General features: G+C 69.8%; 20 protein-coding genes. 11 read left to right on the top strand and 9 right to left on the bottom strand.

The annotated features are described in order from the left end of the window. Nucleotides 1-50: 50 nt before the first annotated feature. Nucleotides 51-1,409, bottom strand: a complete 1,359-nt coding sequence (gene gabT / locus L2X99_RS01035) for a 4-aminobutyrate--2-oxoglutarate transaminase (protein ID WP_236135517.1) — start codon at nt 1,407-1,409, stop codon at nt 51-53. A gap of 185 nt (nt 1,410-1,594) precedes the next feature. Between gabT and L2X99_RS01030 the strand changes: the two genes are divergently transcribed. Genes L2X99_RS01030 through L2X99_RS01020 form a run of 3 tightly spaced genes read left to right on the top strand, consistent with a single transcriptional unit; the run spans nt 1,595 to nt 3,714 of the window. Continuing rightward, the gene (locus tag L2X99_RS01030; protein WP_236135516.1) at nt 1,595-3,019 is read left to right on the top strand and encodes a PucR family transcriptional regulator; all 1,425 of its coding nucleotides are present in this window, start codon (nt 1,595-1,597) and stop codon (nt 3,017-3,019) included. A 27-nt stretch (nt 3,020-3,046) separates the two neighbouring features. Further along, complete coding sequence (locus tag L2X99_RS01025) at nt 3,047-3,289, top strand: hypothetical protein (RefSeq protein WP_236125427.1); 243 nt, start codon at nt 3,047-3,049, stop codon at nt 3,287-3,289. Further along, a complete protein-coding gene (locus L2X99_RS01020) occupies nt 3,286-3,714 on the top strand; it encodes a TA system VapC family ribonuclease toxin (RefSeq protein ID WP_236125428.1) in 429 nt (142 codons plus the stop codon). The genes L2X99_RS01025 and L2X99_RS01020 overlap by 4 nt, the downstream gene beginning before the upstream one ends. Here L2X99_RS01020 and L2X99_RS01015 read toward each other — a convergent pair. After that, nucleotides 3,698-4,408 (bottom strand): MBL fold metallo-hydrolase, encoded by a 711-nt coding sequence (locus tag L2X99_RS01015; RefSeq protein WP_236125429.1) that lies wholly within the window; start codon nt 4,406-4,408, stop codon nt 3,698-3,700. The genes L2X99_RS01020 and L2X99_RS01015 overlap by 17 nt on opposite strands. 71 nt (nt 4,409-4,479) lie before the next feature. On the opposite strand from L2X99_RS01015, the gene L2X99_RS01010 reads away from it, so the two are divergent. Further along, a complete protein-coding gene (locus L2X99_RS01010) occupies nt 4,480-5,049 on the top strand; it encodes a TetR/AcrR family transcriptional regulator (RefSeq protein WP_236125430.1) in 570 nt (189 codons plus the stop codon). Nucleotides 5,050-5,179: 130 nt separating this feature from the next. Here L2X99_RS01010 and L2X99_RS01005 read toward each other — a convergent pair whose 3' ends face one another. Further along, nucleotides 5,180-6,613, bottom strand: coding sequence for a helix-turn-helix domain-containing protein (locus L2X99_RS01005; RefSeq protein WP_442923474.1), 1,434 nt, complete (start codon nt 6,611-6,613; stop codon nt 5,180-5,182). Between the two features lie 228 nt (nt 6,614-6,841). On the opposite strand from L2X99_RS01005, the gene aceB reads away from it, so the two are divergent. From aceB to L2X99_RS00970, 7 genes are all read left to right on the top strand, one after another. Further along, complete coding sequence (gene aceB / locus L2X99_RS01000; protein ID WP_236125431.1) at nt 6,842-8,497, top strand: malate synthase A; 1,656 nt, start codon at nt 6,842-6,844, stop codon at nt 8,495-8,497. Nucleotides 8,498-8,589: 92 nt separating this feature from the next. Then, complete coding sequence (locus tag L2X99_RS00995) at nt 8,590-10,185, top strand: isocitrate lyase (protein ID WP_236125432.1); 1,596 nt, start codon at nt 8,590-8,592, stop codon at nt 10,183-10,185. 115 nt (nt 10,186-10,300) lie between these two features. Further along, nucleotides 10,301-10,765: a ribonuclease E activity regulator RraA gene (gene rraA, locus L2X99_RS00990; protein ID WP_236135515.1), complete on the top strand. Its 465-nt coding sequence runs from the start codon at nt 10,301-10,303 to the stop codon at nt 10,763-10,765. 44 nt (nt 10,766-10,809) lie between these two features. Continuing rightward, complete coding sequence (locus tag L2X99_RS00985; protein ID WP_236125433.1) at nt 10,810-11,250, top strand: hypothetical protein; 441 nt, start codon at nt 10,810-10,812, stop codon at nt 11,248-11,250. 72 nt (nt 11,251-11,322) lie between these two features. After that, nucleotides 11,323-11,712, top strand: coding sequence for a YccF domain-containing protein (locus L2X99_RS00980; protein WP_236125434.1), 390 nt, complete (start codon nt 11,323-11,325; stop codon nt 11,710-11,712). A 283-nt stretch (nt 11,713-11,995) separates the two neighbouring features. Continuing rightward, nucleotides 11,996-13,084 (top strand): alanine dehydrogenase, encoded by a 1,089-nt coding sequence (gene ald, locus L2X99_RS00975; RefSeq protein WP_236135514.1) that lies wholly within the window; start codon nt 11,996-11,998, stop codon nt 13,082-13,084. 85 nt (nt 13,085-13,169) lie between these two features. Beyond that, the gene (locus L2X99_RS00970) at nt 13,170-14,414 is read left to right on the top strand and encodes a pyridoxal phosphate-dependent aminotransferase (protein WP_236125435.1); all 1,245 of its coding nucleotides are present in this window, start codon (nt 13,170-13,172) and stop codon (nt 14,412-14,414) included. Between the two features lie 66 nt (nt 14,415-14,480). Here L2X99_RS00970 and L2X99_RS00965 read toward each other — a convergent pair whose 3' ends face one another. Genes L2X99_RS00965 through L2X99_RS00940 form a run of 6 tightly spaced genes read right to left on the bottom strand, consistent with a single transcriptional unit; the run spans nt 14,481 to nt 18,592 of the window. Continuing rightward, nucleotides 14,481-15,179: an IMP cyclohydrolase gene (locus L2X99_RS00965; RefSeq protein ID WP_236125436.1), complete on the bottom strand. Its 699-nt coding sequence runs from the start codon at nt 15,177-15,179 to the stop codon at nt 14,481-14,483. Between the two features lie 51 nt (nt 15,180-15,230). After that, on the bottom strand, nt 15,231-15,632 hold the full coding sequence (locus L2X99_RS00960; RefSeq protein WP_236125437.1) for a VOC family protein: 402 nt from the start codon (nt 15,630-15,632) through the stop codon (nt 15,231-15,233). A 29-nt stretch (nt 15,633-15,661) separates the two neighbouring features. Continuing rightward, nucleotides 15,662-16,582, bottom strand: coding sequence for an AEC family transporter (locus L2X99_RS00955; protein ID WP_236125438.1), 921 nt, complete (start codon nt 16,580-16,582; stop codon nt 15,662-15,664). A 20-nt stretch (nt 16,583-16,602) separates the two neighbouring features. Continuing rightward, nucleotides 16,603-17,736 (bottom strand): UDP-N-acetylmuramate dehydrogenase, encoded by a 1,134-nt coding sequence (locus tag L2X99_RS00950; RefSeq protein ID WP_236125439.1) that lies wholly within the window; start codon nt 17,734-17,736, stop codon nt 16,603-16,605. Continuing rightward, complete coding sequence (locus L2X99_RS00945; protein ID WP_236125440.1) at nt 17,733-18,146, bottom strand: MaoC/PaaZ C-terminal domain-containing protein; 414 nt, start codon at nt 18,144-18,146, stop codon at nt 17,733-17,735. The genes L2X99_RS00950 and L2X99_RS00945 overlap by 4 nt, the downstream gene beginning before the upstream one ends. Further along, complete coding sequence (locus tag L2X99_RS00940) at nt 18,146-18,592, bottom strand: FAS1-like dehydratase domain-containing protein (RefSeq protein ID WP_236125441.1); 447 nt, start codon at nt 18,590-18,592, stop codon at nt 18,146-18,148. Before L2X99_RS00940 ends, L2X99_RS00945 begins: the two co-directional genes overlap by 1 nt. Between the last annotated feature and the right edge of the window lie 27 nt (nt 18,593-18,619).

The following is an 18,619-nucleotide window of genomic DNA, read 5'->3' as shown; positions in this document are numbered from 1 at the left end:
TGTACCGGCCGCGCTCCAAGATCCCCCGACCCTTCGCGCGGCCGGTGGTCTCAGGAGGCCGCCAGTGCGGCCGCGACGACGTCGAGGCCCTCGTTCAGCAGCTCATCGCCGATCGAGAGCGGCGGCAGGAACCGGATGACGTTGCCGAAGGTGCCGCAGGTGAGCACGATCACGCCCTCCGCGATCGCGGCCTTGGCGACCTTCGCCGTGAGCGCCGCATCCGGGGCGCCGGTCGCCGGGTCGACGAACTCGGCGGCGATCATCGCACCGTGACCGCGGACGTCGCCGATGCGCGGGTCGCCGGCCTGCATGACCGCGAGACGGCCGAGCAGGATGCCGCCGATCTCGGCGGCGCGCTGCACGAGGCCCTCGTTCTCGAAGGCGTCGATCGCGGCGAGCGCCGCGGCGCAGGCGATCGGGTTGCCGCCGTAGGTGCCGCCCAGTCCGCCGGCGTGCGTGGCATCCATGACCTCCGCGCGGCCGGTGACGCCGGCGAGCGGAAGACCCGCCGCGATGCCCTTGGCCGTGGTGATGAGGTCGGGCTCGATGCCGAAGATCTCGCTGGCGAACATGTGTCCGGTGCGGGCGAAACCGGTCTGCACCTCGTCGGCGATGAAGACCACGCCGTTCGCGCGGCACCAGTCCACGATGTCGTTCAGGAACCCGTCCGCGGGGACGATGAACCCGCCCTCGCCCTGGATGGGCTCGATGATGATCGCGGCGAGGTTGTCGGCGCCGACCTGCTTCTCGATCAGGGTGATGGCGCGGGCAGCGGCCTCGGCGCCGGTCAGTCCGTCGCGCAGCGGGTACGAGCCGGGAACGCGGTACACCTCGGGGGCGAACGGCCCGAACCCGCTCTTGTACGGCATCGACTTGGCGGTCAGCGCCATGGTCAGGTTGGTACGGCCGTGGTAACCGTGGTCGAGGGCGACGACGGCCTGGCGACCGGTGTGCTTGCGGGCGATCTTGATCGCGTTCTCGACGGCTTCGGCGCCCGAGTTGAACAGGGCGGTCTTCTTGGCGAAGTCGCCGGGAGTCAGCCGGTTCAGCGCCTCGGCGACCTCGATGTACGACTCGTACGGCGAGATCATGAAGCAGGTGTGGGTGAACTGCGCGGCCTGCGCGGCCACGGCTGCGGCGACCTTCGGGTGTGCATTGCCCACCGAGGTCACGGCGATGCCCGAGCCGAGGTCGATCAGCGAGTTGCCGTCGGCGTCGACCACGACGCCTCCGCCGGCCGCGACAGCGGCGACGGGGATCGTGTGCGAGACGCCCGCGGAGACGGCAGCGGCCTTGCGGGCCAGGATCTCGGCCGAGCGGGGGCCGGGGAGGTCGGTGACGACCCGGCGCACCTGGGGCAGTGCGGGGCCGCCGACGGGAACAGTGGTGGGCTCGTCGATGAGGGTCATGACAGCAACGCTAGGTCGGCCGGATGTCCGATGCATTCGCCGGTGCGTACAATCTGATTGGAAGTTTCGCCGCTCCGGCCAACCGGTCGTTGAGCGAGGGAGCCTGCGACCGAGACGAAACGCTCTCCGACGCGCGGATGCGTTTCGTCTCGCTTCGCTCGCTCAACGACCGGGACGGAGACCACGTGGACACCACGACGCCCACCCTGCGCACGCTGCTCGCCCGGCCCGCGCTGAAGCTGCGGCTGCTGCCGGCGGAGCTGCCGGACCGTGCGCTGGACCGCCCGCTGCGCTGGGTGCACAGCAGCGATCTCGCCGATCCGACGCCGTTCCTCGCCGACGACCTGGTGCTGCTCACGACGGGCACGCAGTTCGAGCAGACCCCGGTGGGCGACTACGTGGACCGCCTCGCGCAGCGAGGCGTGATCGGGCTCGGCTTCGGCACCGACGTGCACCGCGCCGGCGTGCCCGACGGACTCGCAGACGCCTGCGCCGAACGCGGCATCCCGCTCTTCGAAGTGCCCTACGGCACCCCGTTCATCGCCGTCGCCCGCGCCCATGCCGAGGCGATCGCAGAGCAGGCGTACTCCCGGCGCACCTGGGCCTTGGAGGCGCAGCGGGCACTCGCGATCGCCTCGCTGCGCCCGCAGGGTCTGGATGCCGCGCTCACCGAGCTCTCCCGCCGGCTGGGATGCGGAGTGGCGATGTTCGACGAGGCCGGCGGACTCGTGCACGAGCATCCCGCAGGCGCCGCGACGGCCGAGCTGACTGCGCATGCCGGGGCCCTGCTGGCACGCGGGGCGACCGCGAGCGAGACGATCGAGCACGGCGAGAGCGGCGCGACGCTGTTCACGCTCGGCAGCACCGGGCGACTGCGCGGCGTGATCGGCGTGGGCGCGGCGGCCCTCGACCCGGAGACCCGCACCGTCGTCACGTCGGTGATCGCGATGGCCGGACTGGCGCTGGAGCAGAGCGAGCGGCTCGCCCTGCGGGAGCGGCGGCTGGATGCCGAGGTGCTGACGCTGCTGCGCGAGGGAGCCACCCGAGCGGCCCGCCGAGTGCGCGAGCTTCCCGCCGAGCCGGTGCTCATCGCGGCGACCGACGCTCCGGCGAATCCGGACTGGTGGCGGCGACGCGCGACCGACGCACTGGTCGCTGAGGGCATCGTGGTGCTCTCCGCCGCCGACGTCGCGGCCGTGGATGCCTTCGCCGCGGCCTTCGCTGCGAGGCTGGGGCTCTCCGAGCCCAGTGACCTCGACGACATCGCGCGCGCCGAGGCACAGGCCGCGACCGCACTGCGGCGACAGGGCGAGGGCGTGATCCGGTACGCCGCAGCACCGGGCATCCTGGATTCCCTCGGCCCCGACGCCCGGCTCGCTGCGCAGAGCCGGCTCGCGCCGCTCCGCGAGGCCGACCCGGATCTCGAGCAGCAGCTGCGGGTGTGGCTGGAGCACGACGCCCGCGTCGAGCAGGCCGCAACGGCGCTCGGCATCCACCGGCACACGCTGCGGGCGCGCATCGCTCAGGCGTCCGGCATCCTGCAGATCGACCTCGCGACGTTCCCGGCCCGCGCCGAACTGTGGGCGACGCTGCAGGCAGCCGCCGACTGATGCAGGTGATGCACTAGGATCAGCATCATGCGCACCACCCTCTCGATCAACGATCGCCTGCTCGCGCAGGCGAAGGCCCGCGCCCAGGAGTCCGGCGTGACGCTCGGCGCTTATGTCGAAGAGGTGCTGCGGCGCGATCTCGCGGCATCTCGGCCTGCCCGACGACCAGTGACTCTGACCGTGTCAGCAGCGACCGGCGGCGCCCAGCCCGGCGTCGATCTCACCACGAATCGCGGTCTGTACGAGGCGATGGGCACCGAGATCGCATGATCGTCGTCGACGTCAACGTGCTGATCGCGGCGTTCCGCCAGGATCATCCGCATCACGATGTCGCGCTCCCGTGGCTCTCACAGGCGCTCTCGGGTTCCGACGACATCGTCGTCCCGGATGCGGTATGGACCGGGTTCCTGCGGATCGTCACTCTGCCGGGAGCCTTCCGCGTTCCCTCGAGGTTGGACGAGGCTTCGGCCTTCATCCACGATGTGGTGTCTGCGGGCGCGTACCTCACCGCTGCGCCGTTGATCGACGGAGCGACGCACCTGGTCGCGTTGTGCATCGAGACGCAGGCGACCGGCAATCTCGTACCGGATGCGTACATCGCATCGGTCGCGCTGGGCTACGACTGCCCGGTGGCGACCTTCGACCGCGACTTCCGCCGCTTCGACGGACTGCGGATCATCACTCCTGCCGCGTGACGGCCAGCGCGGCGATGAGCTGGTCGGCCGTGCCGCGGAACTCCGGCCCGTGGCCGGGGAAGAGCCGCGTCTCCGGCAGCCCGCGCAGCCGCTCGAGGCTCTCGGGAGTCTGCTGCGGGTCGTCGCTGAACGGTCCGAGCGCGACGGCCTCGACCCCGGTGAGCACATTGCGCGTGGTGACCGCGTCGCCGAGGAACAGCGCGTCGGCGGACGGGATGCGGATCGCGACCGAGCCCGGCGAGTGGCCGCGCAGCCCGATGATCTCCGGCGCGCCGGGCAGGTCGAGCACGTCGCCGTCCCGGAACGTGCGCACCTCTCCGATCCGCACGCTGCGCATCGCACCTCGTCGGATGCCGCTGCCGAGGAAGCGCAGCACGGGGCCCAGCTTCCAGGCGCCGCCGGGGGCGTGCGACTTCACCTCTCCCCTGGCCCGCGCGGCATCCGCCTCGTGCACGTGGACGGGCACGCCGTGCTCGGCGCGCAGCCACTCGGCGACCCCGATGTGATCGCTGTCGCCGTGGGTCAGCACGACACCGCGGATGTCGGACAGCTCACGGCCCGCGGCGCGCAGCGTGCTCTCGAGCGCTTTGCGATCGCCAGGAAGGCCGGCGTCGACGAGAGTGATGCCGGCATCCGTGAGGACGGCGTGCATCGCGACCAGGTCGTCGCCGATGCGGAGGATCTCTGCGTTCATGATGGCTACATCAAGTAGCCTTGAAGGCTAATGTCAATAGCCTTATGATCGATTCACAGGAAGGGGACCGCATGCCTGCACCGCAGCGCGTCAGCCAGGAGGCGCTCGTCGCCGCCATCCGCCGGATCGCCGAGGATGACGGGATCGACGCCGTCACGATGAGCTCGGTGGCATCCGCCGTCGGCGTCCGCACGCCGAGCCTGTACAAGCGAGCCGCCGACCGGCACGGCCTGCTCCGCCTCGCCGCGGAGGATGCCGCCCGCGAGCTCGTCACGGAGATGTCCTCGGAGCCGTTCGCCCCGGGCGAAGGCCCTGCCGGACGGCTGCGACGGATGGCGCACGCCCTGCGCGCCTTCGCCGCTCGGGCCCCGCGCGTCTCAGGACTGCTGTTCGCCGCGCCCTCGGCCGCCGCCGCACCCTCACCCGAGGCCGGCGAACCGCTGCTGCGCCCGCTGCTCGACGTCATCTCCGCCGCAGCGTCCGGTGACCCGCTGCCCGCGGCCCGCACGTTCACCGCCTGGATCTACGGCTTCTGCACGATGGAGCAGGCCGGTGCGTTCCGTCTCGGCGGCGACGTCGACGAGGCCTTCGAGTACGGGCTCGACGTGCTGCTGGACGCCATCGCACGCCCACGGGCCTGACTGCGGGATTCCGCCGCTCAGCCCGCCCGGAGGTCGGCCGAGCGACCGAGCAGGTGCGCCCGCACCGACGGATCGTCGGCGCGCGCCGCAGCGGGAGGCGCGGGCCAATCGACACTCACGCGAAAAGCTCTCACGTCGGCGCGTGCGCCTCCAGGAACTCGTACACGTCGGTGGTGTCCACTCCGGGGAATGCACCGGTGGGCAGCGTCGCCAGCAGCGTGCGCGGGGTGCGCACGTTCGGCCAGGAGCGCTGACGCCAGCGATCCTCGAGCTCGGCAGGTGCCCTGCGGCAGCACACCTCGGTCGCGTGCGGAGAGGTCCCGCGGTTGGGAGTGTCCCGCCCGACGAACCACTTCGTGTCGTCGAACCGCACACCCACGCTCACCGAGTGCAGCCCCTCGCTGGAGGGCTCCACACGCGCGGTGCACCAGTAGGTGCCGTTGCCGGTGTCGGTGTACTGGTAGTACGGGTTGAACCGGTCCTCGACCTCGAACACCTCGCGGCTGGTCCAGCGCCGGCAGCACATCTGCCCCTCGATCGACCCGAGCCGGTCGGTGGGGAAGTTCACGTCGTCGTTCTCGTAGGCCTTCGTGATGGTGCCGGACTCGTGCACCTTCAGGAAGTGCACCGGGATGCCGAGGTGTCGGGTCGCGAGGTTCGTGAACCGGTGCGCGGCGGTCTCGTACGACACCGAGTAGGTGTCGCGGAGGTCTTCGATCGAGATCGCGCGTCGGGCCTTGGCATCCTGCAGCACCGGCACGACGTGCGCCTCCGGCACCAGCAGCGCGCCGGTGAGGTAGTTCGTCTCCACCCGCTGGCGCAGGAACTCCGCGTAGCTGCGCGGTTCGGCATGGCCGAGGATGCGGCTGCTCAGCGCCTGCAGCACGGCGGTGCGCGCATCGCCCTTGGCCGGAACACTGCTGGACAGATACAGTCGGCCGTTCGCGAGGTCGGCCACGCTGCGGGTCGACTGTGGCAGGTCCGGCGCGTAGTGCAGCGTGAACCCCAGGTGGGCGGCGATCTCGGACGCGGTGCGCTGCGTGAGCGGCCCGCCCGGATGGCCGACGGCGACCAGGATCTCACGCGCCGCCGCCTCGAGACCCTCGAAGTAGTTGTCCTGCGTGCGCATCAGGTGGCGCAGGTCGACGTTGGCGCGGCGGGCCTCCTCGGGCGTCGCCGCACGTTCGTCGCGCAGCCGCTCGATCTCGCCGTGCAGGGCGAGCATCGCGGCGAGCGCGTCATCCGGCACCGATTTCGCGATGCGGAACGACGGGATGCCGAGAGCGCGGAACGTCTGCCCCTTCATCGCGCGCTCCAGGGCGATCTCCATCGTGCTGCGCTCGTCGAGCGGCTCACCCTCGAGCAGCGCGTCGATCGTGGTGTCCAGAGCGCGGGCGATCGCCTGCAGCTGGGTGAGCTTCGGCTCGCGCTTGCCGGTCTCGACCATGGACAGCTGGCTGGGCGCCCGCTCGACCGCGGACGCCAGCTCTTCGAGCGTCATCCCGCGCGCGGTGCGCAGCTGCCGGATGCGCCGCCCGATCGTGAGAGCGTCGGTGTCTTCCACGGGCTTCCTCGCTTTCCGGTCGTTGAGCGAGGGAGCGCAGCGACTGAGACGAAACGCGGTGACGACGTTTCGTCTCGCTTCGCTCGCTCAACGACCCCAGGTAGCCCCGATTCTGTCACGAAAGAGAATTACGGCCAAACTTCTCCTTCGATCTGGTCAGCCGGATGCTGGAACTTCTCTCAGAGTGGATGTCAAGCCACCACCGGCAGCACAGAGAGGACCACGGTCATGAGCACTCCCACCATCCAGACCACCCAGCAGGGGCCTTCGATCGTCGTCGCGGGTCCCGTCCGCGAGCGGTACGACGAGATCCTCACGCCCGCCGCGCTGGCGTTCCTCACCGAGCTGCACCACCGCTTCGCCGGCCGCCGGCACGATCGCCTGGCCGACCGGATGCGCCGCCGTTTCGAGATCGGCAACGGCCACGACCCGCGCTTCCGAGACGACACCCGGCACATCCGGGAGGACGCCGACTGGCGCGTCGCCGGAGCCGGCCCCGGCCTGGAGGACCGCCGCGTCGAGATCACCGGCCCGACGGATCCGAAGATGACCGTCAACGCCCTGAACTCCGGCGCGAAGGTGTGGCTGGCCGACCAGGAGGACGCCACCAGCCCCACCTGGAACAACGTCATCGGCGGACAGCTGTCGCTGCGCGACGCGATCCGCGGCGAGCTGGTGCACATCAGCGCCGACGGCAAGGAATACCGGGTCACCGCAGAGCAGACCCCGACCATCGTGATGCGCCCACGCGGCTGGCACCTGCCCGAGAAGCACCTCGCGTTCACCGACCGCACCGGTCGCCGCCTGGATGCCTCGGCCTCGCTGGTCGACTTCGGACTGTACTTCTTCCACAACGCGCAGGCGCTCATCGACTCCGGCCGCGGTCCGTACTTCTACATCGCCAAGCTCGAGTCCAGCGAGGAGGCGAAGCTGTGGAACGATGTCTTCTCGTTCAGCGAGGACTACCTCGACATCCCGCACGGCACCATCCGCGCGACCGTGCTGATCGAGACGCTGCCCGCCGCCTTCGAGATGGAGGAGATCCTCTTCGAGCTGCGCGACCACTGCGCAGGGCTCAACGCCGGCCGCTGGGACTACATCTTCTCGATCATCAAGAACTACCGCGGCCGCGGCGCACGCTTCGTGCTGCCGGACCGCAGCGAGGTCACCATGACCGTGCCGTTCATGCGGGCCTACACCGAGCTGCTCGTGCAGACCTGCCACCGCCGCGGGGCCTTCGCGATCGGCGGGATGAGCGCCTTCATCCCGAACCGCCGCGATCCCGAGGTGACGGCCAGGGCGATCGAGAAGGTCGCCGCTGACAAGCGCCGCGAGGCGGGTGACGGCTTCGACGGCACCTGGGTGGCGCACCCCGACCTGATCCCCACCGCTCAGGCCGAGTTCGACGCCGTGCTCGGCGACCGGCCGAACCAGCTGGACCGGCAGCGCGACGACGTGCGGGTGCGCGCCGAGGACCTGCTCGACGTGCGGATCGGACGCCCGATCACCGCTCAAGGCGTTCGCGACAACGTCTCCGTGGCGATCCGCTACATCGAGGCGTGGCTGCGGGGCATCGGCGCCGTCGCCATCGACAACCTGATGGAAGACGCCGCCACCGCCGAGATCAGCCGCTCGCAGGTCTGGCAGTGGATCCACCAGAGCCAGACCGTCGAGGACGGCACCCCGATCACCCCCGAGTACGTCGAGGGCCTGATCTCGGAGATGCTCTCCGCCACCTGGCGCCCTTCGACAGGCTCAGGGACCCAGGAGGGCAACCGGTTCGACGATGCCGCCGAGGTGTTCCGCGAGGTGGCGCTGCGACCCGAGTTCCCCGCCTTCCTGACCCTGCCGGCGTACTCGCGCTTCCTCGTCGAGACCGCCTGATCTTCCACCCCGTCCATACCCCGCCCGTTGAGCGAGCGAAGCGAGACGAAACGCCTCGACCGCCCGCCTGCACACCCACGAAGGACAGAGAAATGACCCGCTACCAGGACGACATCGACGCCATCCAGGCGCTGAAGGATCGCAACGGCTCGCCGTGGCACGCCATCGACCCCGAGGCCGCCGCGCGGATGCGTGCGCAGAACCGGTTCCGCACGGGACTTGAGATCGCGCAGTACACCGCCGACATCATGCGCCGCGACATGGCCGAGTACGACGCCGACTCGTCGGTCTACACCCAGTCGCTCGGCGTCTGGCACGGCTTCATCGGGCAGCAGAAGCTGATCTCGATCAAGAAGCACCTGAAGACCACGGACAAGCGCTACCTCTACCTCTCCGGGTGGATGGTCGCCGCCCTGCGCTCCGAGTTCGGCCCGCTGCCCGACCAGTCCATGCACGAGAAGACGGCCGTGCCCGCACTGATCGAGGAGCTCTACACGTTCCTGCGCCAGGCCGACGCCCGCGAACTCGACCTGCTCTTCACTCAGCTCGACGCCGCCCGCGCCGCCGGCGATGAAACCGGAGCCGAGTTCATCCAGTCGCAGATCGACGACTACGAGACCCACGTCGTGCCCATCATCGCCGACATCGACGCCGGCTTCGGCAACCCCGAGGCCACGTACCTGCTGGCGAAGAAGATGATCGCGGCCGGCGCCTGCGCCATCCAGATCGAGAACCAGGTCTCGGACGAGAAGCAGTGCGGCCACCAGGACGGCAAGGTCACCGTGCCGCACGAGGACTTCCTCGCGAAGATCAACGCGGTCCGCTACGCCTTCCTCGAGCTCGGCATCGACAACGGCATCATCGTCGCCCGCACCGACTCGCTGGGCGCCGGCCTGACCCAGAAGCTCGCCGTGACGCAGCATCCGGGCGACCTCGGCGACCAGTACAACTCGTTCCTCGACGTCGAGGAGATCGCCGAGGGCGATCTCGCAGGCGGCGACGTGGTCATCAAGCGTGACGGCAGGCTGCTGCGGCCGAAGCGCCTCGCCAGCAACCTGTACCGGTTCCGCGCCGGCACCGGCGAGGAGCGCGTCGTGCTGGACTGCATCACGTCGCTGCGCAACGGCGCCGACCTGCTGTGGATCGAGACCGAGAAGCCGCACGTCGAGCAGATCGCCGGCATGGTCGACGCGATCCGCGCCGAGATCCCGGACGCGAAGCTGGTCTACAACAACAGCCCGTCGTTCAACTGGACGCTGAACTTCCGTCAGCAGGCCTACGACGCACTCGCCGAGCTGGGCGAGGACATGTCGGGCTACGACCGCGACAGGCTGATGAGCGTCGAGTACGACGACACCGAGCTGGCGCGCCAGGCCGACGAGAAGATCCGCACCTTCCAGCGCGACGGCTCCGCCCGCGCCGGCATCTTCCACCACCTGATCACCCTGCCGACCTACCACACGGCGGCTCTCTCGACCGATGACCTGGCGAAGGGATACTTCGGCGACGAGGGGATGCTGGCCTACGTCAAGGGCGTGCAGCGTCGCGAGATCCGCGGCGGCATCGCCACCGTCAAGCACCAGAACATGGCCGGCTCCGACCTCGGTGACAACCACAAGGAGTACTTCGCCGGTGACGCCGCCCTGAAGGCGGGCGGCCAGCACAACACGATGAACCAGTTCAGCTGACCGCACCACCACCGGTCGTTGAGCGAGCGAAGCGAGACGAAACGCCTTCAGATCACCTGAGAGCGTTTCGTCTCGCTGGCGCTCGCGGGCGACCGGTGACTGAAAGGATTGAGCCATGACCTCCACCGCGGACCTCTACGACCAGCACGGCGACGCCCTGCAGTCCCTCCCCCTGCAGCTGCGCTCCTTCGGCGGCGTGACCGCGTTCGAGGGCCCGATCCGCACCGTGCGCTGCTTCCAGGACAACGTGGTGCTCAAGGAGCTGCTCTCCACCCCCGGAGACGGGTCGGTGCTCGTCGTCGACGGCGCCGGCTCCTTCGACACCGCACTGATGGGCGACATGATCGCCCAGCTCGCCGTCGACAACGGCTGGGAGGGAGTTGTCATCCACGGATGCATCCGCGACAGCGTCGCGATCGGGCGGATGCCGCTCGGCGTGAAGGCCCTGGGCACCAACCCGCGCAGGAGCCGCAAGGAGGGCACCGGCGAGGTGGACGTCACGCTGACGTTCGGCGACGTCGTGTTCCGGCCCGGAGCCCGGCTGTACGCCGACGAGGACGGCGTCGTCGTCGAGCGTTGACTCCCGCAGGGTGCCCGGCGGCCGTCCCGGCGTAGCCTGAGGGGATGAGCGCGACAGTCACCGGGCAGCCCGTCCACGATGAGATCGCAGGTGAGTTCCTGCACAGCCATCGCCGCGGTGCGCGACTGGTGGCCGTCGCGAGCCCGGATGCCGCGCTCTCGGCAGCTTTCGCCGACGACCTCTCCGCCGCATTCGCCCGCCGCGATGTCATCGCGTCGTCCATCGCACAGGACGGCAGGTCCGAGGACGCGCTGCGGACCGAGCTCGTCACCCCGCTGCGCACAGACGGAGCGGATGCGGTGACGATCGTCTCCGGCGACAGGTCGCTGCTCGCGGGGCGCACCCGCTGGCTGTGGCACTTCCGCATCTGGCTCGCGACCGACGACGACCTGGCCGACACCACGGCGGATGCGATCGTGGACGTCACCGATCCGCAGCATCCGGCACGTCGCCTCGCCGACTTCTGCCAGTGCGACGTGGGGTGACCCCAGCGCCGAGTCCGCCCGCGGTTGAAACCCTTGCGCCCGGCTCACAGCCGGCACCCGGAGAATGATCTCATGCGCACCCTGCTGAACATCATCTGGCTGATCTTCGCCGGCTTCGGCCTGTTCCTCGGCTATGTGCTCGCGGGCGTGCTGCTGTGCATCCCGATCATCACGATCCCGTGGGCGATCGCCTCGTTCCGCACTGCCGGATTCGTGATCTGGCCGTTCGGGCGCACGATCGTGGCCAAGCCCACCGCCGGCGTCGGCTCGTTCCTCGGCAACGTGATCTGGGTGATCCTCGCGGGCTGGTGGCTCGCACTCGGCCACATCGTCTCCGGCATCGCGCTGTGCATCACGATCATCGGCATCCCGATGGCGATCGCCGACTTCAAGCTGGTGCCGATCTCGCTGATGCCGCTCGGCAAAGAGATCGTCTCCACCCGCGACGGCGCGTTCGCCTGATCTGCCCTTCGCCTGGCCGCCTCAGCCATGACACGAGGCGGAAACGTCGCTGCAGTCGCCCCTATACCGACGAATTCCTCCCCGCACCCGGCGTGCGGTGAAAGCCCCACGGATGCTTGGCGCACTGATCCGCGCACTCTGACCGCCCCGGACACCATGTTCGGTGCTGGATCTTTCTCCATTGCGTCAGTTCTCGAAGATTCTGCGAGATCGGACTCGGGACCTCGATGTTTCTGCGATTCTTTTCTACGCTCAGCTGTCCGCCGCCGCCCCAGGAGAATCGATGAAGATCGGCGTCCCCACCGAAGTCAAGAACAACGAGAACCGGGTCGCCCTGACACCCGCCGGCACCGACCGTCTCGTGCACGAAGGACACAGCGTGCACGTGCAGTCCGGCGCGGGGCTCGGCTCGGGGATCAGCGACGATGCCTACCGCTCCGCCGGCGCCGAGATCGTCGACACCGCCGAGGAGGCCTGGGGACGGGCCGACCTGCTGCTGAAGGTGAAGGAGCCCATCGCTCAGGAGTACGGCTTCCTGCGCGACGACCTCACCCTGTTCGCCTACCTGCACCTCGCCGCCGATCGCGCCCTCACCGCCGCGCTCGTCGATGCCGGCACCACCGCCGTCGCCTACGAGACCGTGCAGCTCCCCGATCGCAGCCTTCCCCTGCTCTTCCCGATGAGCGAGATCGCCGGACGCCTGTCCGTGACGATGGGCTCGTACTCCCTGCTGCGCTCCAACGGCGGCCGCGGCGTTCTGCTCGGCGGCATCCCCGGCACCCGGCGCGCGAAGACCGTCGTGATCGGCGGCGGCGTCGCCGGCGAGCACGCCGCCGCCAATGCTCTGGGCCTCGGATCGAACGTCACCGTGATCGACATCTCGCTGCCGCGCCTGCGCGAGCTGGAGCACCTGTACCCGGGCCTCGAGACCCGCGCCTCGAGCCGCTACGACATCGCCGAGGAGCTCGCCGCCGCCGACCTCGTGATCGGCTCGGTGCTGATCCCCGGCGCCGCCGCCCCCAAGCTCGTCACCGACGAGATGGTCGCGAACATGAAGCCGGGATCGGTTCTGGTCGACATCGCCATCGACCAGGGCGGATGCTTCGAGGGCTCGCGCCCGACGACACATGACGACCCCACATTCGCCGTGCACGACTCGATCTACTACTGCGTCGCGAACATGCCCGGCGCTGTGCCGGAGACCGCCACGCGCGCGCTCACCAACGCCACCCTCCCCTACGTGTCGGCGATCGCCGGCAAGGGCTGGGACCGAGCGGCAGCGGACGACGCGGCCCTGGCCAAGGGGCTGAACGTGCGCGCAGGGCGCATCACGCTTCCGGCTGTCGCCGAGGCGCACGGCTTCGCCGCCTGACCGCATTGATGAGGGCGTCAAGAACCGCTGTTCTTGACGCCCTCATCGTCTGCGCCGGGACCGCTACGCGAGTACCCTCGTTATCGTGACCGAACGCGCCCCGCTGTCCCGCAAACTGTCCGCCATCGCCGAGTCCGCCACGCTCAAGGTGGACGCCAAGGCCAAGGCCCTCAAGGCCGAGGGCAAGCCCGTCATCTCGTATGCCGCCGGCGAGCCCGACTTCGCGACGCCGCAGTTCATCGTGGATGCCGCGGCCGAGGCCCTCGCCGACCCCGCGAACTACCGGTACACCCCCGCCGCCGGCCTGCCCGCTCTGCGCGAGGCGATCGCGGCGAAGACCCTGCGCGACTCGGGCCTCGAGGTCTCGCCGAGCCAGGTCATCGTCACCAACGGCGGCAAGCAGTCGGTATACCAGGCGTTCCAGGCAGTGGTGAACCCGGGCGACGAGGTCCTGCTCCCCGCGCCGTACTGGACCACCTACCCCGAGGCGATCCGTCTCGCCGACGGCGTGCCGGTCGAGGTGTTCGCCGGCGCCGACCAGGACTACAAGGTCACCGTCGAGCAGCTCGAGGCCGCGCGCACCCCGCGAACCACCGTGCTGGTGTTCGTCTCGCCCTCGAACCCGACCGGCTCGGTCTACTCCCCCGAGGAGACCACAGCGATCGCAGCGTGGGCGGTCGAGCACGGCATCTGGATCATCTCCGACGAGATCTACCAGAACCTGACCTACCCTTCGACAGGCTCAGGGACCCAATCGACAGGCTCAGGGACCCAGCGTGTCGAGGCGACCTCGGTCGTTCAGGCCGTGCCCGAGGTCGCCGGCCAGACCATCCTCGTCAACGGCGTGGCCAAGACCTACGCGATGACCGGATGGCGCGTGGGCTGGATGGTGGGCCCGGCCGATGCGATCAAGATCGCCGGCAACCTGCAGTCGCACCTGACCAGCAACGTGAACAACGTTGCGCAGAAGGCGGCGATCGCGGCACTGAACGGCCCGCAGACCGAGGCCGAGCAGATGCGCGAGGCGTTCGACCGTCGTCGACGGCTGATCGTGTCGGAGCTGTCGAAGATCGACGGCCTCGTGGTGCCGAACCCCACCGGCGCGTTCTACGTGTACCCCGACGTGCAGGGTCTGCTCGGCCGCACGTGGGGCGGCGTGACCCCGACCACCTCGCTCGAGCTCGCCGACCTCATCCTCGACCAGGCCGAGGTCGCCGTCGTGCCCGGCGAGGCCTTCGGCCCGTCCGGCTACGTGCGTATGTCGTACGCCCTCGGCGACGACGCCCTGCTCGAGGGCGTGCAGCGCCTGCAGCGGCTGTTCGCCTCCTGACATCCGGTCGACGGACGAGGCGATTGCGTCACGCGCACCTGACGCAATCGCCGGCGAGCGCCTGAGCTACCGAACCTTCACCCACCCGGCGAACCCGCCGTCTCGGATCTCGGCGCCTGTGACCGCGACGCGCACGTCGTCGTCGATCGCCTCCGCCGCCGCCTGCACGAGTTCGGTCCAGGGCTGCGTGACCGAGACCTGCTCCGGTACGCCGTCGACCACGACGTCCGCCGCCGAACCGCGGTAGGTCTTCACGGCGACCGCGACGCCCGGCCCCGGACGTTCCACGACGAGCCGATGACGCACCGGCACCTGGCCGGTGACGCCGAAGCCCTGCAGCCGGTCCAGTGCATCGTCGCGGAACGTCGCGAGCACACCGATGCGCGGCGTCAGGATGGGCGGGTCCGGCTCGGGCAGCACGTCGTCGAGCAGCGTCGGGAGCGACTCGGCGGAGACCGACCCGGCACGCAGCTGAGCGACGTGATCGCCGTTGCCGAGCAGCATCCGCCCCTGCTCCGCGTAGGCGGCCTGGTAGTGGCGGAGCGGATCGTCACCGGATCCTGTGGTGTCGATCACCTCGAGTCCGTCATCCGTCGCGACGAAGTCGCGCTGCTTCGAGGCTGCGCTCCGTCCGCTCAGACAGTAGAGAGCGAAGGGCACTCCCGCCGCATCCCGCCCCGCGACGACGATCCGGCCAGGGTAAGTCGCAGAGCCGATGAAGTCCACCACGTCCACAGAGCATCTCCCGTCAGAGTCCAGAGCCACGCAGGCTCCCCAGCTTAGAGCGCTCCGTCGCTGCTGACCCGCGCGGGGTGCTCAGCCCTCCGGGTGGAACCCGAGCAGCCAGCGCACCCCGTACCTGTCCGAGAGCGTGCCGTCGTGGTCTCCCCACGGCCTCTTCTGCAGCGGGTCGATCACGCGGCCGCCCGCGGCGAGCGCGTCGAACCACGACGTCAGCGTCTCGGCATCCGCCGTGCCGAGCAGCGAGAAGAACATCCCGTTCATGTGCACGGCGTCGTCGTCGGCACCGGCGTCCGCACCGGCGAGCTCGACATCGCCGAGCAGCATTCCGTGCGCGATCGCATCGCCGGGGCCGTCGCTGCGACCCGCCTGGGCATAGTCGAAGAGGTGCAGCTCTCCGCCGAAGACGCTCCGATAGAACTCCAGTGCCTCCGCGGCGTTGCCGGGGAACAGCAGGTACGGGATCAGTCCGCTCATGCCTGCGAGCGTACGCCCCGTCGCCGACGTCACCCGAGCAGCAGCACCGCGCCGAGAAGGATCGGCACGCAGCCGATCGTCGTGATGAACACGGTGTCCCTGGCGGTCGCCTCAGCGATGTCGTAACGCTGCGAGTAGTTGAACACGTTCTGCGCGGTGGGCAGCGCCGCCAGCACGACGACGATCAACACCTCGTGCGCGGACAGCCCGAACACGAACTGCGCGACCAGCCACGCGATCACCGGCATGATCAGCAGCTTCAGCGTGCTCGCCAGCAGCACGTCGCGTCGTCGTCCGGCCGCTCCGAGCACCCGCTGACCGTGCAGCGAGATGCCATAGCTGATCAGCAGCACCGGCACGCAGGCGTTCGCGAGGAGCGTGAACGGCTCCATGACGATCGGCGGCAGCTCGATCCCCAGCACCGACACCAGCGTGCCGAGCGCGGATCCGAGGATGATCGGGTTGGTCGCAGTCCGCAGCACCGTGCGCCCCACCGATGTGCGCCCGCCGGTGACGGCATCGAGGATCGTCAGCGAGATCGGCGTGAACACCAGCAGCTGCATGAGGATCACCGGCGCCGGATACGCCGCGCTGCCGAGCAGGTAGAGCGAGAGCGGGATGCCGATGTTGTTCGAGTTCACCTGGCCGGCGGAGAGGGCACCGATCACGGTCTCCCCGGCACCACGTCTCCAGGCCAGCTTCGCGACCAGCACGTACAGGCCGATCACGACAGCAGCGGCCACCGCCGACACCGGCAGCAGCGCGGAGAACAGCACCCGGGCATCCGCCTGGGCCAGCACGGTGAACAGCAGGAACGGCGACAGCACGAAGAACGTCAGCCGGCTCAGCACCTCACGGGCGTGCGAGCCGAGCAGATCGATGCGGCCGATGACGTACCCGACCGCGATCGCCAGGCCCACGACGGCGAATCCGGTGAGTGTCTCGAGCACTCCTCGAGCCTAGAACGTGCTCAGAGCTCGACCTCGACGAGCACCGGCTCGGGCTGCAGCAGCAGACCGTATTCGGCGTGCACCCGACTCTGGATGAACCGGGCCAGCTCCGACACCTCCGCAGCGGTGGCGCCGCCGCGGTTGGTGAGTGCGAGGGCGTGCTTGGTCGAGACGCCGGCGCGCGAGCGCGGCAGCGTGAATCCCTTGCGGATGCCGGAGTGCTCGATCAGCCAGGCGGCGCTGACCTTGACCTCGGCCGGGGCGGTCGACAGAGCAGGCACGGCTCCCGTGAAGCCCGACAGCGGGATGACGGTGACCGCGTCCAGGTCGGGTGCGACGGGCCAGCGCGGGCACTCCGGCGGCAGCGAGCGCGCGACGGACTCGGGCACGATCGCGTTCTGGAAGAACGATCCGGCACTCGCGGTGTCGGGATCGTCGGGATCGAGCAGCATCCCCTTCTTCGCGCGGGTCTCGAGAATCGTCGAGCGCACCCAGGCGAGCGGCACGGCCTGCGCGTCCTCGAGACCGAGCGCACGGCGCAGTTGTTCGCCGCGCACGACGCGCGTGCCGTCGGTGACGGCGAGGTCGAGGGTCACGCTGAGGATCACGGCGCGGCGCTGCGGGACACCGCCGTAGTGGTGCTTGAGCACGGAGGTGCGGAAGCCGAGGGCGAGCTCGGATGCGGGGACGGTCACCGGCCCCGCGGCGTCCTCGTCGATCAGCTCGACCTCGACCAGCGTCTCCTGGATCTCCTGCCCGTAGGCTCCCACGTTCTGCACCGGTGCGGCGCCGACCGTGCCGGGGATGCCGCTCATCGCCTCGATTCCGGCGTAGCCGTGTTCGACGGCGTACGCGACGAGGTGATCCCAGTCGTGTCCTGCCTGCACGCGCAGCCGCACCCGTCCCTCGTGCGGCGAGAGGATCTCCTCGATGCCGCGGGTGAGGATCCGGATGACGGTGCCCTCGAACGCCGCGTCTCCGGCGAAGAGATTCGATCCGCCACCGAGCACGAACCAGTCGTCGCCGGTCGCCCAGACCGCCTGCAGCTCGCCGATCAGCTCGGCAGCGGTCGTGGCCTCGCGCATCCGCTCGGGCGCGCCGCCGGTGCGCAGCGTGGTCAGCTCGCGCAGCGGGATCGGTGCGATCTCGCTCACAGCGCCACGCGCAGCTGCGCCTTGGCCAGCACCGTGGTCTCGCCGGAGGTGACCTTCAGGTCGATCCGCGCGGTCTCGTCGTCGACCGCGGCGACCTTGGCGATCACCGTCACGTCGGCGCCGTCGGACGGGTCGACGACGACGGGCTTGGTGAAGCGCACGCCGTAGTCGACGATCTTCGCGACGTCGCTCTGCCCTGACTCATGGAGCGCGGAGACGACGACGGACGACGCGATGCCCATGGTGAGCATGCCGTGCGCGAGCACGCCCGGCAGACCGACCTGGGCGGCGACGTCGTCGCGGTAGTGGATGGGGTTGAAGTCGCCGGATGCTCCGGCGTAGCGGACGAGCGACTCACGCGTGACGTGCACGGTGCGTTCGGCGATGACGTCTCCGACGGTGAAATCCATCACTCTCCCTCTCCGACCAGCAGCACGCTGGTCGCGGTGACGATGTGCGCGCCGTCCGCGTCGGTGATCTCGGCCTCGCTGGTGATCATGGCGTTGCCGCCGAGCGTGCGGATGCCGGTGACCCGCAGCCGTCCGGTGAGCTCGTCACCGGCGACGATGGGCCGCGAATAGGTGAAGCGCTGCTCGGCGTGGATGGTGCGCGACAGCACGATGCCGGAGTCCTCGAGCGCGAGCAGCTGCTGCAGGGTGTGGTCCTGGATGACCATCGCGAACGTCGGCGGCGCGACCACGTCGGCGTACCCGGCGGCGTGCGCGGCGTCGACGTCGGTGTGCACGGGCGCGTCGGCGAAGACGGCCCGCGCGAACTCGCGCACCTTCTCGCGTCCGACAAGATACGGGGCGGTCGGCGGGAACTCGCGGCCGACCAGATCAGGGTTCACTGGCACCCCTCGATCCTATCCGGGCGTGCGACG

This window comes from Microbacterium sp. KUDC0406, assembly GCF_021582875.1.
Classification (GTDB): domain Bacteria; phylum Actinomycetota; class Actinomycetes; order Actinomycetales; family Microbacteriaceae; genus Microbacterium.
Note: the sequence above shows the minus strand (reverse complement) of the source record. Positions and strands in the feature narration are given on the sequence as shown.

Bases quoted from the DNA above. Each gene is read 5' to 3' on its own strand.
- L2X99_RS00980 (WP_236125434.1), top strand. From the start codon at position 11,323: ATGCGCACCCTGCTGAACATCATCTGGCTGATCTTCGCCGGCTTCGGC.
- L2X99_RS01010 (WP_236125430.1), top strand. From the start codon at position 4,480: ATGCCTGCACCGCAGCGCGTCAGCCAGGAGGCGCTCGTCGCCGCCATC.
- L2X99_RS01015 (WP_236125429.1), bottom strand. From the start codon at position 4,408: ATGAACGCAGAGATCCTCCGCATCGGCGACGACCTGGTCGCGATGCAC.
- L2X99_RS00995 (WP_236125432.1), top strand. From the start codon at position 8,590: ATGACCCGCTACCAGGACGACATCGACGCCATCCAGGCGCTGAAGGAT.
- rraA (WP_236135515.1), top strand. From the start codon at position 10,301: ATGACCTCCACCGCGGACCTCTACGACCAGCACGGCGACGCCCTGCAG.
- L2X99_RS01025 (WP_236125427.1), top strand. From the start codon at position 3,047: ATGCGCACCACCCTCTCGATCAACGATCGCCTGCTCGCGCAGGCGAAG.
- L2X99_RS00985 (WP_236125433.1), top strand. From the start codon at position 10,810: ATGAGCGCGACAGTCACCGGGCAGCCCGTCCACGATGAGATCGCAGGT.
- gabT (WP_236135517.1), bottom strand. From the start codon at position 1,409: ATGACCCTCATCGACGAGCCCACCACTGTTCCCGTCGGCGGCCCCGCA.
- L2X99_RS01020 (WP_236125428.1), top strand. From the start codon at position 3,286: ATGATCGTCGTCGACGTCAACGTGCTGATCGCGGCGTTCCGCCAGGAT.
- L2X99_RS00960 (WP_236125437.1), bottom strand. From the start codon at position 15,632: ATGAGCGGACTGATCCCGTACCTGCTGTTCCCCGGCAACGCCGCGGAG.
- aceB (WP_236125431.1), top strand. From the start codon at position 6,842: ATGAGCACTCCCACCATCCAGACCACCCAGCAGGGGCCTTCGATCGTC.
- L2X99_RS00945 (WP_236125440.1), bottom strand. From the start codon at position 18,146: ATGGATTTCACCGTCGGAGACGTCATCGCCGAACGCACCGTGCACGTC.
- ald (WP_236135514.1), top strand. From the start codon at position 11,996: ATGAAGATCGGCGTCCCCACCGAAGTCAAGAACAACGAGAACCGGGTC.